This is a genomic window from Limnohabitans sp. Hippo4, assembly GCF_003063605.1.
Classification (GTDB): domain Bacteria; phylum Pseudomonadota; class Gammaproteobacteria; order Burkholderiales; family Burkholderiaceae_C; genus Limnohabitans_A.
Map to the genome: position 1 here is coordinate 672,125 of NZ_NESE01000001.1, position 15,067 is coordinate 687,191.

Consider the following 15,067-nt stretch of genomic DNA (forward strand, 5'->3'; position numbering starts at 1 on the left):
TGAACTTTTCAAGCTTGAGGGGTGCCGTAACCGCCTCCACCAGGCGTGTGAATTTCAAACACATCGCCCGGTGCCATTTCCACTTGGCCAATGTGCTTCAGCACCTCCACGCGGCCATCGACACGCTGCACTTGGTTGATGCCTGGTGCACCGGCTTTGCCACCGGCCATGCCAAAAGCGGGGTGAACGCGGCCATTGGACAAAATGCTGGCTGTCATCGGCTCCAAGAAGCGAATGCGACGCACACCGCCCATGCCGCCATGCCATTTACCTTGCCCACCCGAGCCTTCGCGCATGGCATAACTTTCCAAGCGAACAGGGAATCGGAATTCTAAAATTTCAGGATCTGTCAGCCGTGAATTGGTCATGTGCGTCTGGACCACCGAAGTACCGTTGAAGCCCGATGTGATGTGCCCTGCCTCGTCCACCATCACACCGGCACCACTGCCGCCCGAAATGGTTTCGTAGTACTGGTACTTGGCATTGCCAAAAGTGAAGTTGTTCATGGTGGGTTGACTGCCCGCCATCACACCCAAAGCGCCAAACAAGGCATTGGTGATGCAGCTCGATGTTTCTACATTGCCCGCCACCACGGAGGCTGGGAAATTGGGGTTGAGCATGCAGCCTTCGGGAATGATCACGTTCAAGGGTTTCAAACAACCCGCATTCAGCGGAATGTCGTCGTTGACCAAACTTCTGAACACATACAACACCGCCGCCATGCACACCGCTGTGGGCGCATTGAAGTTGTTGGTCTGCTGCGCACTGGTCCCTGTGAAATCAATTTCTGCACTGCGGTTTTTGGCATCCACCCGAACGGCCACTTGAATTTGCGCGCCATTGTCGAGGGGCAAGGTGAAGACGCCATCTTTCAAGCGCGTGATCACGCGGCGCACCGATTCTTCAGCGTTGTCTTGCACATGGCGCATGTAGGCCTGAACCACATCCAAGCCAAACTCAGCCACCATTTTGTGCAACTCTTGCACACCCTTTTCGTTGGCGGCCAACTGAGCACGCAAATCGGCCATGTTCTGTTGCGGATTGCGACTGGGGTATTGGCCGCTGGCCAACAAGTCCAACATGCCCTGCTCCTGCAAAACGCCTTCAGACACCAACTTGAAGTTGTTGATTTGCACGCCTTCTTCTTGAATGGTGGTGGAGAAAGGTGGCATCGAGCCCGGTGTGGTGCCGCCTATGTCAGCATGGTGACCACGCGAGCCTACATAAAACTCTGGCTGCGTTGCACCTTCTAAAAATACGGGCGTGATGACCGTCACATCCGGCAAGTGCGTGCCGCCGTGATACGGGTCATTGAGCACAAACACATCCCCGCGGTGCATCTTGCCTGCGTTTTCACGGATGACGGTTTTGATGCTTTCTCCCATGCTGCCCAAGTGCACGGGCATGTGAGGCGCATTGGCTATCAAGTGGCCTTGGGCATTGAACAAAGCGCATGAAAAATCAAGACGCTCTTTGATGTTCACCGAATAAGCGGTGTTTTGCAATTGCAAACCCATTTGCTCGGCAATGTTCATGAACAGGTTGTTGAACACTTCCAACAACACTGGATCGACCGTGGTGCCAGCTGCATGTTTGGTTTGACGCACTTCCACACGGTTCAGCAACAGATGGTCCAGCGCAGTGACTTGCGCTTGCCAGCCAGGCTCGACCACTGTGGTGGCGTTTTTCTCTGCAATGATGGCGGGTCCTGCAATCACATCACCGATACGCAAGTCTTCGCGCACAAACAAGCCGGCATCCCACCAGCGCGATTCACCATCGGAGCCTGCAGCGTACATGCGCACGGTAGCTCGTTTGGGGACATCCCGCACAGGGTTCACCGATCGTGGCACTTCAACCGCAGCGTCTCCTTTGATCAAAGCCTCGACTGAAACGGCTTCCACCATGAGGGCCTTGCCCGTCATTAAAAATGCAAAGCGTTGACGGTAAGCCTGCTCGAATCGCGCGGTTATTTCTTCCAAGCTGCCCATGCTGACCACCAAGGCGGAATCACTGCCTTCGTACCGCACATGCACGCGCTGGTGCAATTCAATGGCATCGCCCAAGGCTTGCTGAGACAAAGCAGCGCGCGCTGCATCGCCCAAACTTTGAAGAGGCGCCAACAAAGCTGGCATGGCCTCTGGCGTCAGCCGCAACTCTACCGCTTGTTCCCGAATCAAACTCTGATCGGCCAAGCCCATGCCATACGCAGACAACACCCCCGCCAAGGGGTGCACATAGACTTGTTTCATGCCCAGTGCATCGGCCACCATACAAGCGTGCTGCCCACCAGCGCCCCCAAAACATTGCAAGGTGTAGCGCGTGACGTCGTAGCCGCGCGCCACTGAGATTTTCTTGATGGCGTTCGCCATCTGCTGCACTGCAATCCGCAGAAAACCATCGGCAATGGCTTCGGCGGGTCGGTTCATTTGCTGAGACAAAACATCAAAACGTTCTGCGACAGCCTGCTTGTCTAAACGCTGATTGCCCTCAGGACCAAACACAGCGGGGAAGAAGTCGGGCTGCACTTTGCCCACCAACACGTTGGCATCTGTGACCGCCAAAGGGCCACCACGTCTGTAACTGGCCGGCCCTGGATTGGCACCAGCGCTTTGCGGACCCACACGCAAACGCGCGCCATCAAATTGCAACAAAGAACCACCTCCGGCCGCCACGGTGTGAATGCTCATCATGGGCGCACGCATGCGAATGCCTGCCACTTGCGTTTCAAACTCGCGCTCAAACTGACCTGCATAGTGCGACACATCCGTAGACGTGCCGCCCATGTCAAAGCCAATCACTTTGTCGTGACCCGCGCCTTCGGCGGTGCGCGCCATGCCCACAATGCCCCCAGCAGGACCACTCAAAATGGCATCCTTGCCCGCAAAGGCGTGCGCGTCTGTCAGACCACCGGATGACTGCATGAACATCAGCTTGACGCCTGGCATTTCACTCGCCACTTGGTCGACATAGCGGCGCAAGATGGGTGATAAATAGGCATCGACAACGGTGGTGTCACCGCGGCTGACAAACTTCATCAAGGGACTGGTTTGATGGGAGGTGCTGATTTGCGTGAAGCCAATTTCACGCGCCAACTGCGCAGCCAAAACTTCGTGTTGCGAATAACGATAAGCGTGCATGAACACAATGGCCACGCTGCGAATGCCAGCATCAAATTGAGTTTGCAATTGCGCGCGCAATGCATCGACATGCAGCGCTTCAATCACTTCACCTCGCGCCGACATGCGCTCTTGCGCTTCAATCACCTCGCTGTAGAGCAATTCAGGCAAGACGATATTGCGGTCAAACAAGCGCGGACGGTTTTGATAAGCAATTCGCAAAGCGTCACGGAAACCTTGCGTGGTCACCAACAAGGTGCGCTCACCTTTTCGCTCTAACAGTGCATTGGTGGCCACTGTGGTGCCCATCTTGACGCAACTCACCAAATTGGGGCTTACTGGCTCGTTCGATTTCAACCCTAACAAATGGCGAATACCCGCCACCGCTGCGTCTTTGTACTGATCAGGATTTTCAGACAACAGTTTGTGAGTGACCAACTGACCATCAGGCTGTTTGCCCACGATGTCTGTGAATGTGCCCCCTCTGTCAATCCAGAATTGCCACAACGGACTGGACGGTAAGCTCGACATTGATTTTCCTTAAAATGACAGCGCAATTCAGCCCTGTTGAGGGCTGTTTTCAATTGATATTGAACGAGATGTTAAACCTTTCAGACTCATCTTCGTGATGAACATCGCGTTTCTACCAAGCCGGGCCTGTATTTTGCATTTGCAGTCAGTGCTATTCTTGCAATGCTTTCCGATTTTTTTTTCATTCAATGGAGCACCTATGAAAAGACGTTTAATTTCCAAAGCCCTTATCACCACTGTGTTGGCCATGGGTGGCATTGCATCCGTCCAAGCCCAGACTAAGTGGGACTTGCCGGCAGCCTACCCCGCCAACAACTTTCACACCGAAAATTTGGTGCAATTTGCCAACGATGTTGAAAAAGCTTCTGGCGGCAAATTGAAGATTACCGTGCATGCCAATGCGTCATTGTTCAAAGCGCCTGAAATCAAGCGTGCTGTGCAAGGTGGTCAAGCACAAATTGGTGAAATCTTGTTGGCCAACTTCCAAAATGAATGGCAATTGTTTGGCGCCGATGGACTGCCCTTCTTGGCTGACAGCTATGAAGAATCTTTCAAACTCTACAAAGCTCAACGTCCTTTCTTGGAAAAGAAACTGGCTGAGCAAGGCATGATCTTGTTGTATGCAGTGGCATGGCCACCACAAGGCATCTATGTGAAGAAGCCCATCAACTCGGCCGCAGATTTGAAGGGTGTGAAATGGCGCGCTTACAGCCCATCCACAGCCCGCATAGCCGAATTGGTTGGCGCTCAGCCTGTCACTGTGCAAGCAGCCGAGCTCTCGCAAGCTATGGCAACAGGTGTGGTTGAAAGCTACATGTCTTCAGGCTCAACTGGCTACGACACCAAAACTTACGAGCACATCAAGTACTGGTACGACACACAAGCTTGGCTGCCCAAAAATGCGGTCATCATGAACAAAGCCGCATTTGATGCCCTCGACGCCGGCACCAAACAAGCCGTTTTAAAAGCAGGCGCTGATGCAGACGCACGCGGCTGGAAAGTATCTCAAGCCAAGAACGGTGAATACATTGACTTGCTCAAAAAGAACGGCATGAACATCGTCACACCATCTGCACAGCTCAAAGCCGACATGAAAAAAGTAGGCGATGTGATGTTGAAGGAATGGCTTGAAAAAGCGGGTCCTGAGGGCAAAGCTTTGGTCGATGCCTACAACAAGCTTTGATTCACAATGCGCAGTTTGTTAAACCGCATTTATGACAGCGCCGCCGCTTTGGCGGCGCTTTTCATGTGCGCCATGCTCGCGATGGTTTTGATGTCCATCATTGGCCGTGAATTTAACTTTCACATCAGAGGCACAGATGCTTATGCGGGCTATTGCATGGCCGCCAGTGGCTTCTTGGCTTTGGCGCACACCTTGAAAAAAGGCGAGCACATTCGTGTCACGGTACTCATCAGCCGATTCAAAGGCGGCTGGCTCAAAGGCATTGAATTGTGGGCATTGGGCATGGCCACTTTTTTAGCCTGCCTCATGGCGTACTACAGCATTCGTTTGTCTTGGCAGTCATACACCTTCCACGACATTTCCACCAGCAATGATGCAACGCCCTTGTGGATTCCACAAATTTCCATGGCACTTGGTACCGTGGTTTTGGCGATCGCTTTCATCGACGAATTGATTTTGGAAATTCTGGGCAAACGAGTTGCCTTGAATTCAGATGAAGCGTTACACAACGAGTAACTATGAATGATTTACTGATCACAGCGCTGCTGGTTGCAACGCTGTTTCTCATTTTGGGCAGTGGCGTCTGGATTGGCTTGTCCTTGTCAGGCGTGGCTTGGGTGGGCATGCAATTGTTCAGCAGCCGTCCTGCTGGCGACGCCATGGCCGTCACCATCTGGGGATCCTCTTCCAGCTGGACCCTCACAGCATTGCCTTTGTTCATTTGGATGGGAGAAATTCTTTTTAGAACGCGACTCAGTCAAGACATGTTCAAAGGCTTGGCACCCTGGCTCCAAGCTTTACCGGGTCGCCTCTTGCACACCAATGTGGCGGGATGCACCATTTTTGCAGCGGTATCGGGTTCTTCGGCGGCCACTTGCGCCACCATTGGCAAGATGACTTTGCCTGAGCTGTCGAAAAGAGGTTATCCAGACAACATGGTCATTGGCACCTTGGCAGGCGCTGGAACTTTGGGACTGCTGATTCCGCCATCCATCATCATGATCGTTTACGGCGTAACGGCAGACGTTTCCATCGCCAAATTGTTCATTGCCGGCATTTTGCCTGGTCTTATGTTGGCTTGTTTGTTTTCGGGTTACATCATTTACTGGGCATTGCGACATCCAGAACAGGTTCCTGCCAACGATCGTCAATACACCTTCATGGAAAAGATTCGCGAATCGGGCAGCCTGATTCCTGTCGTGTTGTTGATTGCTGCTGTGCTTGGTTCTATTTACGCTGGCATTGCCACTGCCACTGAAGCAGCAGCAGTTGGCGTTGTAGGTGCCATGCTTTCGTCTTCAGCTCAAGGGTCCTTGAATCGGGCAAGCTTCAAAGAAGCTCTGATGGGTGCAACACGGCTTTACTGCATGATTGCCCTGATCTTGGCTGGGGCCTCGTTCTTGACGCTGTCCATGGGTTATATCGGTTTGCCGCGGCACTTGGCAGAATGGATTGCCACTTTGGGTCTGAGCCAATTTGAATTGATTCTGGCGCTGACCGTTTTTTACGTGGTCTTGGGATGCTTCTTAGATGGCATCTCGATGGTGGTCCTCACCATGGGCGTCATCATGCCCACCGTGCAAAAAGCCGGTATCGACCCCTTGTGGTTTGGCATCTTCATTGTGCTGGTGGTTGAAATGGCTCAAATTACCCCACCTGTGGGTTTTAATTTGTTTGTGTTGCAAGGCATGACCGGCAAAGACTTGCTGTGGATTGCCAAAGCCACACTGCCCATGTTCTTCTTGATGGTGTTGGCCGTTTTGTTAATTTACTTCTTCCCTGGCATCGTTACTTGGATGCCTCAGCAGATGAAGTTGTAAGCAGTTGATACAGGCTGTGCAGTTGCCAGCCTGTAGCCACTTGTATGGCCCCCGCATAAGGCGGCATGTTGGTGCACTCCAAAACCACATGCTTCACTTCGGGGGCTTTTTGCTTCAAACGCAATGCTGCTGACACCACACTTTTCTGAGCAGCTGCAACATCCATTTCCAATTGGTTTCCCATAATAGCCAAGGCAAAAGCTTCGTTTTTTTGAACACCCTGCACGCGCAACCGAGACAAGTCTTTGACTGCGACACCTGCTGCCAGAAAATGTGCAGCCCCCAAAGCTTCATCGTCCATCGTTAAGACACCCACCGTGTCATGCACTGCCAACAATTGTGGCAAACACAACAAACTAGAACTGATCACAGGCACTGGCAATGTTGCTTGCAATTCGTTTTGCAGCAAGACCAAAAAGCCGCAACTGGTGGTGATGCCTTCAGCGCCCTGCGCGATCAATTGTCGACTGGCATTGACAAAGGCTGGCAGCACCAAGTGCTGCTTCAGACTATCGGCGCTGCGCACAATTTCTTGGGGAAACATGCCGGGCACTTTTTGATACATCAAGTCAAATGGCCAGCCTTCAGGGCAGCCAATATCGCCCAGCAAACGCGGAAATTGCGTGTCCAACATCAACACACCCCAGCGTTTGCGTGCCATTAAGTTGGGTAACAAAGAATTCCTGATCATGAGACGAAGTGTGGCTGATTTTGATTCAAAATTAACACCCTATGATGTCGATTAATTTGACCTCAAGTCAAAGAATACCCAAAGGAATTTCGTGTTTAAAAATGTAATGGCCTATCGAATTGGGCCAAATTGGGTGGCGACAGTTCCCGAGATTGAAACAGCACTGGCTGCCAATCGTTTTGTAGAGTGCTCCCCCGGTCAAGACAAATCGGTCGGCTGGACCGAGCCACGCGGCGTCGCCCATGGTCCCTTGCTAGAGTCCATAGGCGGTCAATGGATTGCCAAATTGTTGATCGAGACCAAGGCCGTCCCCACTTCCGTCGTCAAGCGCAAAGCCGAGTTGCAGGCCAAAGACATTGAGGAAAAAACCGGCCGCAAGCCCGGTAAAAAAGAGCAACGCGAAATGCGCGAAGACATTTTGCACAGCCTGTTGCCCCAAGCCTTTGCCAAGCAAGGTGCCGTCATGGTGTGGATCAACCCCAAAGACCGCTTGTTGGCCATCGATGCTGGCAGCACCAGCAAGGCCGACGAGGTCATCACCCAATTGGTGCGCGCGTTGCCAGGGCTCGACCTCAACTTGCTGCAAACGGCCATGTCGCCCCAAACCGGCATGGCCGCTTGGTTGTTGGCCACCGACCCGCACGAGCTGCCACCTGCTTTAAGTGTTGGAAAAGAATGCGTCCTCAAATCGGGCGCGGAAGACCAACCCATGGTCAAGTACACCCGCCACGTGCTCAACACCGACGAAGTGCGCAAGCATGTGCGCGATGGCAAGCTGCCCACACAGCTGGGCCTCAGCTGGGAAGGCAAAGCCAGCTTTGTGCTCACCGACAATTTGCAGTTCAAAAAAGTCAGCTTTCTAGACGGCACAGAGCCTGAAGCCATTGGCACCGAAGGCGATGACAAGTTCGATGCCGATGTGGTTCTGAGCACCGGCATGTTAGGCCCACTCATCAAAGACGTGGTCACCGCCTTAGGCGGCGAGAATGTGTTTGCAGAAGCCGCCTCTTCAGAGGAAGGCCCACCCTTTTAAGCCTCATGCTGCTGTCGCCCATTTGATTTAATTCACAAGGATCACTGCCATGTTTGCCGTCATTGCCATTTGCTTCGGTGCTTGCCTGGGCGCTTTGGCGCGCTGGCAATTGGGGTTGTGGCTCAACCCCAGCACATCAGATGATGGTTTATTGCCATGGGGCACCTTGGCCGCCAACTTGATCGGCGGCTACCTCATTGGATTGTGCGTGGGTATTTTTCAAAACATGCCCCAACTGGCACCCGAGTGGCGCTTGTTGTGCGTCACGGGCTTTTTAGGCGCACTGACCACCTTTTCCACGTTTTCCGCTGAAGTGGTGGGCATGTTGCAACAGGGTCGACTGGCCCTGGCCCTGTTTACGGCAGGCATTCATTTGCTGGGTTCCCTGGTTTTGACTTATTTTGGGCTTTACACTGTCAAATTAATCGGTATTAGTCCTATGCCCTAAATCTGGGGAATGAGGTCTACTGCAACATTGTTTGGTTTTACTTGGAGCACCTATGACCCTGAATCACATTGCACGTCGCCTAGCCCTTGGTGTGGCTGTGGCACTCCCCTTGGCTTTGACCGTGAGCACCAGCGCACAAGCACAAGCTTTCTTCCGCATTGGCACAGGCGGTACAGCAGGCACTTACTACCCCGTGGGCGGCATGATTGCCAACGCGGTGTCTGTACCAGGCAAACTGATTGCCACTGCACAGGCCACCAATGGCTCTGTGGCCAACGTCAATGGCGTGGCCAGTGGCGCCATGGAATCAGGTTTCTCTCAGTCTGACGTGGCCACTTGGGCCCAAAAAGGCACGGGCATCTACGAAGGCAAGCCCAATATTCCAGATTTGCGCCTCATCGCCAACCTCTACCCTGAAACCATTCACGTGGTGGTCAAAAAATCTTCTGGCATCAAAAGCATTGCTGAACTCAAAGGCAAGCGCGTTGCCTTGGACGAGCCAGGCTCTGGCACGCTGGTCAATGCCCGTTTGATCTTGGCCGCCTACAACATCAAAGAATCCGAAATCAAGCCCGAGTACATCAAGCCCAACCAAGCGGCTGACAAAATGAAAGACGGCGCTTTGGATGCCTTCTTCTTCGTGGGCGGTGCACCGGCTGGCGCCATTGCCGAATTGGCTTCTAGTGGCGGCGGCATTGCCTTGTTGCCCATTGACGGTGCTCAAGCGCAAGCCTTGCGCAGCACCAGCTCCTTCTTTGCCAACGACAGTGTGCCTGCTGCCACCTACAAAGATGTTGACGCTGTGAACACTTTGTCTGTGGGCGCCCAGTGGGTGACCAGCGCCAAAGCTGACACAGAAACCATCTACCAAATCACCAAAGCTTTGTACAGCGAGTCCACCCAAAAAGCATTGGCCGCTGGCCACGCCAAGGGCAAGCTGATCACCTTGAAAAATGCTGTGCAAGGTGCTGGCATTCCTTTCCACCCCGGTGCAGAAAAGTTCTACCGCGAAGCCGGTGTCTTGAAATAATTTAACGTTTCGTTAAATGCCAACGGGCGGGTTAACTTCAGGTTAACTCGCCCGTTATTACTTGAAGTTTCCAGAGTATTCACATGACCGCTGCCACCCTGCTCCCCGACGATCAAAAACTACAAGAACTCGAAGAACAGTTTGATCCCGAAATGCGCTTTCGGCCCACCTTGCCGCCTGCCACGCAAATCGTCAAATGGCTCTTGATTGCCCTGTCTTGCTTTCACTACTACACCGCAGGCTTTGGCTTGCTGCAAGAAATCACGCACCGCGGCGTGCACTTGGCCTTTGTGTTGGGCATGATTTTTTTGGTGTTTGCTTTCAGTAGCAGTTCTGCCAATCGCGACCTCAAAAGTTCGTTTTTAAATCCAGGTGGTGTGCCGCTGGTGGACTGGCTGTTGGCAGGTGCTTGCGCATTGAGCGTTTTGTACATCCCCTACGTCTTTGATGACCTGATGTTCCGCGTGGGCAACCCCAGCAACATGGACGTCATCATGGGCAGCATTCTGTTCATCACCTTGCTGGAAGCCACACGGCGCTCCATGGGCTGGCCTTTGCCACTGATCGCGATTGGCTTCACGGCTTATGCATTGCTTGGCCCCTACTTCCCCGGTTTGCTCAAACATGCTGGCGCCAATTGGTCCATGATGATCAATCACCAGTACCTCACCAGCCAAGGCATTTACGGCGTGGCGGTGGGCGTGGTGGCCACTTATGTTTTTCACTTTGTGTTGTTTGGCGTCATGGCCACACGCATTGGCTTGGGACAATTGTTCTTAGACGTTGCCTCTAGCATTGCCGGACGTTATGCCGGTGGCCCTGCCAAAGTCAGCGTATTTGGCTCGGCCCTGTTTGGCATGTTGAGTGGCTCCTCCGTGGCCAATGCCGTCACGGTGGGCTCGCTCACCATTCCCGCCATGATTCGTGTGGGCTATAAAAAGCACTTTGCGGCAGCGGTTGAAGCAGCCTCATCCACAGGCGGACAAATTACACCGCCCGTGCTGGGTGCTGCAGCGTTCTTGATGATCGAATTCTTGAACGTACCCTACCAAACCATCATTGCCGCATCGGTGGTGCCTGCGTTCATGCACTTCTTTGGCGTGTTCATGCAAGTGCACTTTGAAGCCAAGCGATATGGCCTGCGCGGACTCACAGAAGAAGAAATGCCACGTTTGGCCGAGTCACTCAAAATGCGATGGCCCACCCTCATTCCTTTGGGCTTGCTGATCAGCATTTTGGTTTCAGGTCGCACGCCTTATTTGGCGGCATTTGTGGGCATCAGCTCATGTGCCATTGTGGGCATGTCCACCAAAATCAGTGGCAATCAACTCAAGAACTGGGGCCTCTTGGTGGTCATGCATGTCATTTTGATGACCATCGCCTTCTCCGATTTTGGCAATGACAACAGCACCATCAAATTGGTCTTGTTTGCATTGGCCTTGATCGTCGGCGCTGCTGCCTACATCTGGGCAGGTGTACGCGGCCGCATTGAACCGCATGTCTTGATTGAAGCGCTTGAAACTGGCGCCAAGTACGCCTTGGCTGTGGGTGCCGCGGCGGCCACCGTTGGCATCGTGATTGGTGTGGTCACGCTCACTGGCGTGGGCTTCAAGATCAGCTACATCATCACGCAAGCAGCGCAAACCATTTCTGCCTTCATGAGCGGCTGGATCCCTGCAGATTGGGCGTCCTTGAACACACTCACCTTGCTTGCAGCCCTCACCATGACCGGTCTGGTTTGCATCTTGATGGGCTGCGGTGTGCCCACCACAGCCACCTACATCATCATGGTCACCGTGGCTGCCCCCACCTTGGTGGGCTTGGGTGTAGAGCCCTTGGTTGCGCACTTCTTTGTGTTCTATTACGGCGTGTTAGCCGATATCACGCCTCCGGTAGCTCTTGCCGCTTACGCCGCCGCAGGCATGGCTGGCAGTGACCCTTTCAAGACCGGCAACACGGCCTTCCGCTTGGGCCTGGCCAAAGCATTGGTTCCTTTTGTCTTTGTCTTCTCGCCCTCTTTGCTTTTGGTGGCCAAAGGGTTTACTTGGGAAAGCTTCATCATTACCTTTAGCGGCTGCGTTTTTGGCATCACCCTCATGGCAGCTGCTTTGAGCAAGTTCCTCTTGGTAGAAATGAAACGCTGGGAACAGCTCACTTGCTTGTTTGCCGCCTTGCTGATGATTGCACCTAGCCTGACGGCCAGTTTGGTCGGCGTGGCCATGGTCATTCCCATGGTGGTCAGTCAGTGGCGAAGGTCTAAGCTGGCCTAATGCGTTGAAAATTGGGGAAAGCCCTTACCGAACATTTGCTTGCTGCGTGATCTACTGGAGGACGAATTCAATCCGAGGAGTTACGCATGCAGGTTCAAATGAAGGTCAACGGCAAATCAGTGTCCGTTGATGCCGCCCCCAACACATTGCTCGTTCAAGCCTTGCGCGAGCACCTCAAACTCACTGGCACCCACGTGGGTTGCGATACCGCCCAATGCGGCGCTTGTACTGTTCATGTGAACGGCCGTGCAGTGAAGTCATGCAACATGCTCACCGCACAGGCGCAAGGCGCCGAAGTCACCACCATTGAAGGCATGGCCCAAGCCGACGGCACCATGCACCCCATGCAAGCGGCATTCAAAGAATGTCACGGCTTGCAGTGCGGCTTCTGCACCCCCGGCATGGTCATGAGCGCGGTCGACATCGCCAAGCGCCACCCCAATGCCAGCGAAACCGAAATTCGCGAATTGCTCGAGGGCAACCTGTGCCGTTGCACCGGTTACCAAAACATCGTCAAGGCCGTGCAGCAAGGTTCTGCTGCCATGAAAGCTTAAGGAGCTCACCATGGGTGCATCAGATTTCTCCAAACTCCCCCACATCGGTGAAGCCTTGCGTCGCAAGGAAGACTACCGTTTCCTCACGGGCGCTGGCAACTACACCGACGACATTCGCCTCGACAATATGACGCACGCTGTGTTCGTGCGTTCACCGCATGCGCACGCCAATATCAAAAGCATCAACAAAGCAGCAGCTTTGGCAGCACCGGGTGTGGTGGCAGTGCTCGACGGCCCCGATGTAGTCGACGCCAAGATCAATGGCTTGCCCTGCGGCTGGTTGATCACCGACACCAGCGGCAAACCCATGAACGAGCCACCTCACCCCATTCTTGCCAATGGCAAGGTTCGCTACGTGGGCGACCACGTGGCCATGGTGGTGGCCGAAACTTTAGAGCAAGCCAAAAACGCTGCTGAATTGGTCGAAGTGGATTACGACGTGTTGCCCGCTGTGGTCGATGTGCGTCAAGCCAAAACGGCCACAGCCCTGCACGCAGAAGCCCCCAACAACCATTGCTACAACTGGGCCATTGGCGACAAGGCCGCTGTCGACGCTGCCTTTGCCAATGCAGCACACGTGACCAAGCTTGATTTGATCAACAACCGCTTGGCGCCTAACCCCATGGAGCCACGCGCCGCCATTGGCAGCTACAACCGCGCCAGCGACGAATACACACTGTACGTGTCCAACCAAAATCCGCACGTCGAGCGTCTGCTCATGACCGCGTTTGTGATGGGTTTGCCCGAACACAAAGTGCGCGTGATTGCTCCCGATGTGGGCGGTGGTTTTGGCGCCAAAATTTACTTGTACGCTGAAGATGTGTGTCTCACTTGGGCTTCTAAAAAGCTCAACCGCAACATCAAGTGGAACTGCGATCGCTCAGAAGCTTTCTTAAGCGATGCGCACGGCCGTGACCATTCCAGCCACGCCGAATTGGCCATCGACAAAGACGGCAAGTTCTTGGCTTTGCGCGTGCACACCGATGCCAACTTGGGTGCTTACTTGTCCACGTTCTCAACAGCGGTGCCTACGATTCTTTACGCCACTTTGTTGGCTGGCCAATACGCCACACCTCAGGTCTATGTCGAAGTGGATGCCTGGTTCACCAACACCGCGCCAGTCGATGCTTACCGCGGGGCAGGTCGTCCAGAAGCCACTTACCTGCTAGAGCGCATTGTGTCTCGCGCAGCTTTCGAGTTGGGCATGACGCAAGACGCCATTCGCAGCAAGAACTTCATCACACAGTTCCCGTACCAAACGCCAGTGGCTTTGCAGTACGACACGGGCGATTTCCACGCACTCATGAACCACGCCAACAAACTGGGCGACTTGGCAGGCTTCCCTGCCCGCAAAGCGGCCAGTGCTGCCAAAGGCTTGCTCCGCGGCATTGGTTACTCCAGCTACATCGAAGCTTGCGGCTTGGCCCCAAGTAATGTTGCAGGCGCTTTGGGCGCTCGCGCTGGCTTGTTTGAGTGCGGTGAAGTTCGCGTTCACCCCACAGGCAGCGTCACAGTGTTCACCGGCTCACACAGCCATGGCCAAGGTCACGAAACCACATTTGCACAGGTGGTGGCCGCACGCTTGGGCATTCCGGTTGAAAACGTCGACATCGTTCACGGCGATACTGGCCGCGTGCCATTCGGCATGGGCACCTACGGCTCACGCTCGATTTCTGTGGGTGGCGCCGCCCTCATGCGCGCCCTCGACAAAATTGAAGCCAAAGCCAAGAAAATTGCAGCCCACCTGATGGAAGCTGGCGATGCCGACATTGAATTTGCCAATGGTGAATTCAGCGTCAAAGGCACCGACAAGAAAGTTCCTTTCGGATCCGTTGCACTCACGGCCTACGTGCCACACAACTACCCCTTGGATAAGTTGGAGCCAGGCCTGAACGAAACTGCGTTCTACGACCCCACCAACTTCACATTCCCTGCAGGCACTTACATCTGCGAAGTGGAAATTGATCCTCAAACTGGCGTCACCAAAGTGGACAAGTTCACAGCCGTGGACGACTTCGGCACCATCATCAACCCGATGATTGTGGAAGGCCAAGTGCATGGCGGTTTGGTGCAAGGCATTGGCCAAGCCCTCATGGAAAACTGCGTGTACGACAAAGAAACCGGTCAACTCTTGACGGGCTCTTTCATGGACTACCCCATGCCCCGTGCCGACGATTTCCCAGAGTTCGCCATCGGTCACGAGTGCACCCCCTGCACCACCAATCCTTTGGGCACCAAGGGTTGTGGTGAGGCGGGCGCCATTGGCTCTCCCCCTGCAGTGATCAACGCCGTGCTGGACGCACTGGCACCCCTTGGCGTCAAAGACTTTGACATGCCTGCCACACCGCACCGTGTGTGGGAAGCCATTCAAGCCGCCAAGCATTAATT

11 protein-coding genes are annotated in these 15,067 nt (G+C 54.0%); 9 read left to right on the top strand and 2 right to left on the bottom strand.

Annotated features, from left to right (window positions below; translation table 11 throughout):
• Nucleotides 1-8 precede the first annotated feature (8 nt).
• Nucleotides 9-3,650: a hydantoinase B/oxoprolinase family protein gene (locus B9Z46_RS03065; RefSeq protein WP_108254480.1), complete on the bottom strand. Its 3,642-nt coding sequence runs from the start codon at nucleotides 3,648-3,650 to the stop codon at nucleotides 9-11.
• A gap of 199 nt (nucleotides 3,651-3,849) precedes the next feature.
• Here B9Z46_RS03065 and B9Z46_RS03070 point away from each other — a divergent pair, with 199 nt between their 5' ends.
• Genes B9Z46_RS03070 through B9Z46_RS03080 form a run of 3 tightly spaced genes read left to right on the top strand, consistent with a single transcriptional unit; the run spans nucleotide 3,850 to nucleotide 6,653 of the window.
• Nucleotides 3,850-4,833 (top strand): TRAP transporter substrate-binding protein, encoded by a 984-nt coding sequence (locus B9Z46_RS03070; protein ID WP_108254481.1) that lies wholly within the window; start codon nucleotides 3,850-3,852, stop codon nucleotides 4,831-4,833.
• A 6-nt stretch (nucleotides 4,834-4,839) separates the two neighbouring features.
• Complete coding sequence (locus tag B9Z46_RS03075) at nucleotides 4,840-5,349, top strand: TRAP transporter small permease (protein ID WP_055360247.1); 510 nt, start codon at nucleotides 4,840-4,842, stop codon at nucleotides 5,347-5,349.
• 2 nt (nucleotides 5,350-5,351) lie between these two features.
• On the top strand, nucleotides 5,352-6,653 hold the full coding sequence (locus B9Z46_RS03080) for a TRAP transporter large permease (protein WP_108254482.1): 1,302 nt from the start codon (nucleotides 5,352-5,354) through the stop codon (nucleotides 6,651-6,653).
• On the opposite strand, the gene B9Z46_RS03085 is transcribed toward B9Z46_RS03080, so the two are convergent.
• Complete coding sequence (locus B9Z46_RS03085; protein ID WP_233245892.1) at nucleotides 6,622-7,314, bottom strand: aspartate/glutamate racemase family protein; 693 nt, start codon at nucleotides 7,312-7,314, stop codon at nucleotides 6,622-6,624. The two genes, B9Z46_RS03080 and B9Z46_RS03085, sit on opposite strands and share 32 nt — an antisense overlap.
• 121 nt (nucleotides 7,315-7,435) lie before the next feature.
• On the opposite strand from B9Z46_RS03085, the gene B9Z46_RS03090 reads away from it, so the two are divergent.
• From B9Z46_RS03090 to B9Z46_RS03115, 6 genes are all read left to right on the top strand, one after another.
• A complete protein-coding gene (locus tag B9Z46_RS03090; RefSeq protein WP_108254483.1) occupies nucleotides 7,436-8,377 on the top strand; it encodes a recombination-associated protein RdgC in 942 nt (313 codons plus the stop codon).
• Between the two features lie 49 nt (nucleotides 8,378-8,426).
• The gene (gene crcB / locus B9Z46_RS03095) at nucleotides 8,427-8,825 is read left to right on the top strand and encodes a fluoride efflux transporter CrcB (RefSeq protein ID WP_055360243.1); all 399 of its coding nucleotides are present in this window, start codon (nucleotides 8,427-8,429) and stop codon (nucleotides 8,823-8,825) included.
• A 52-nt stretch (nucleotides 8,826-8,877) separates the two neighbouring features.
• On the top strand, nucleotides 8,878-9,855 hold the full coding sequence (locus B9Z46_RS03100) for a TAXI family TRAP transporter solute-binding subunit (RefSeq protein ID WP_055360242.1): 978 nt from the start codon (nucleotides 8,878-8,880) through the stop codon (nucleotides 9,853-9,855).
• An 83-nt stretch (nucleotides 9,856-9,938) separates the two neighbouring features.
• Complete coding sequence (locus B9Z46_RS03105) at nucleotides 9,939-12,125, top strand: TRAP transporter permease (RefSeq protein ID WP_108254484.1); 2,187 nt, start codon at nucleotides 9,939-9,941, stop codon at nucleotides 12,123-12,125.
• 86 nt (nucleotides 12,126-12,211) lie between these two features.
• Nucleotides 12,212-12,679, top strand: coding sequence for a (2Fe-2S)-binding protein (locus B9Z46_RS03110; protein WP_055360240.1), 468 nt, complete (start codon nucleotides 12,212-12,214; stop codon nucleotides 12,677-12,679).
• 10 nt (nucleotides 12,680-12,689) lie between these two features.
• A complete protein-coding gene (locus B9Z46_RS03115) occupies nucleotides 12,690-15,065 on the top strand; it encodes a xanthine dehydrogenase family protein molybdopterin-binding subunit (protein WP_108254485.1) in 2,376 nt (791 codons plus the stop codon).
• The last annotated feature ends 2 nt before the right edge of the window (nucleotides 15,066-15,067 follow it).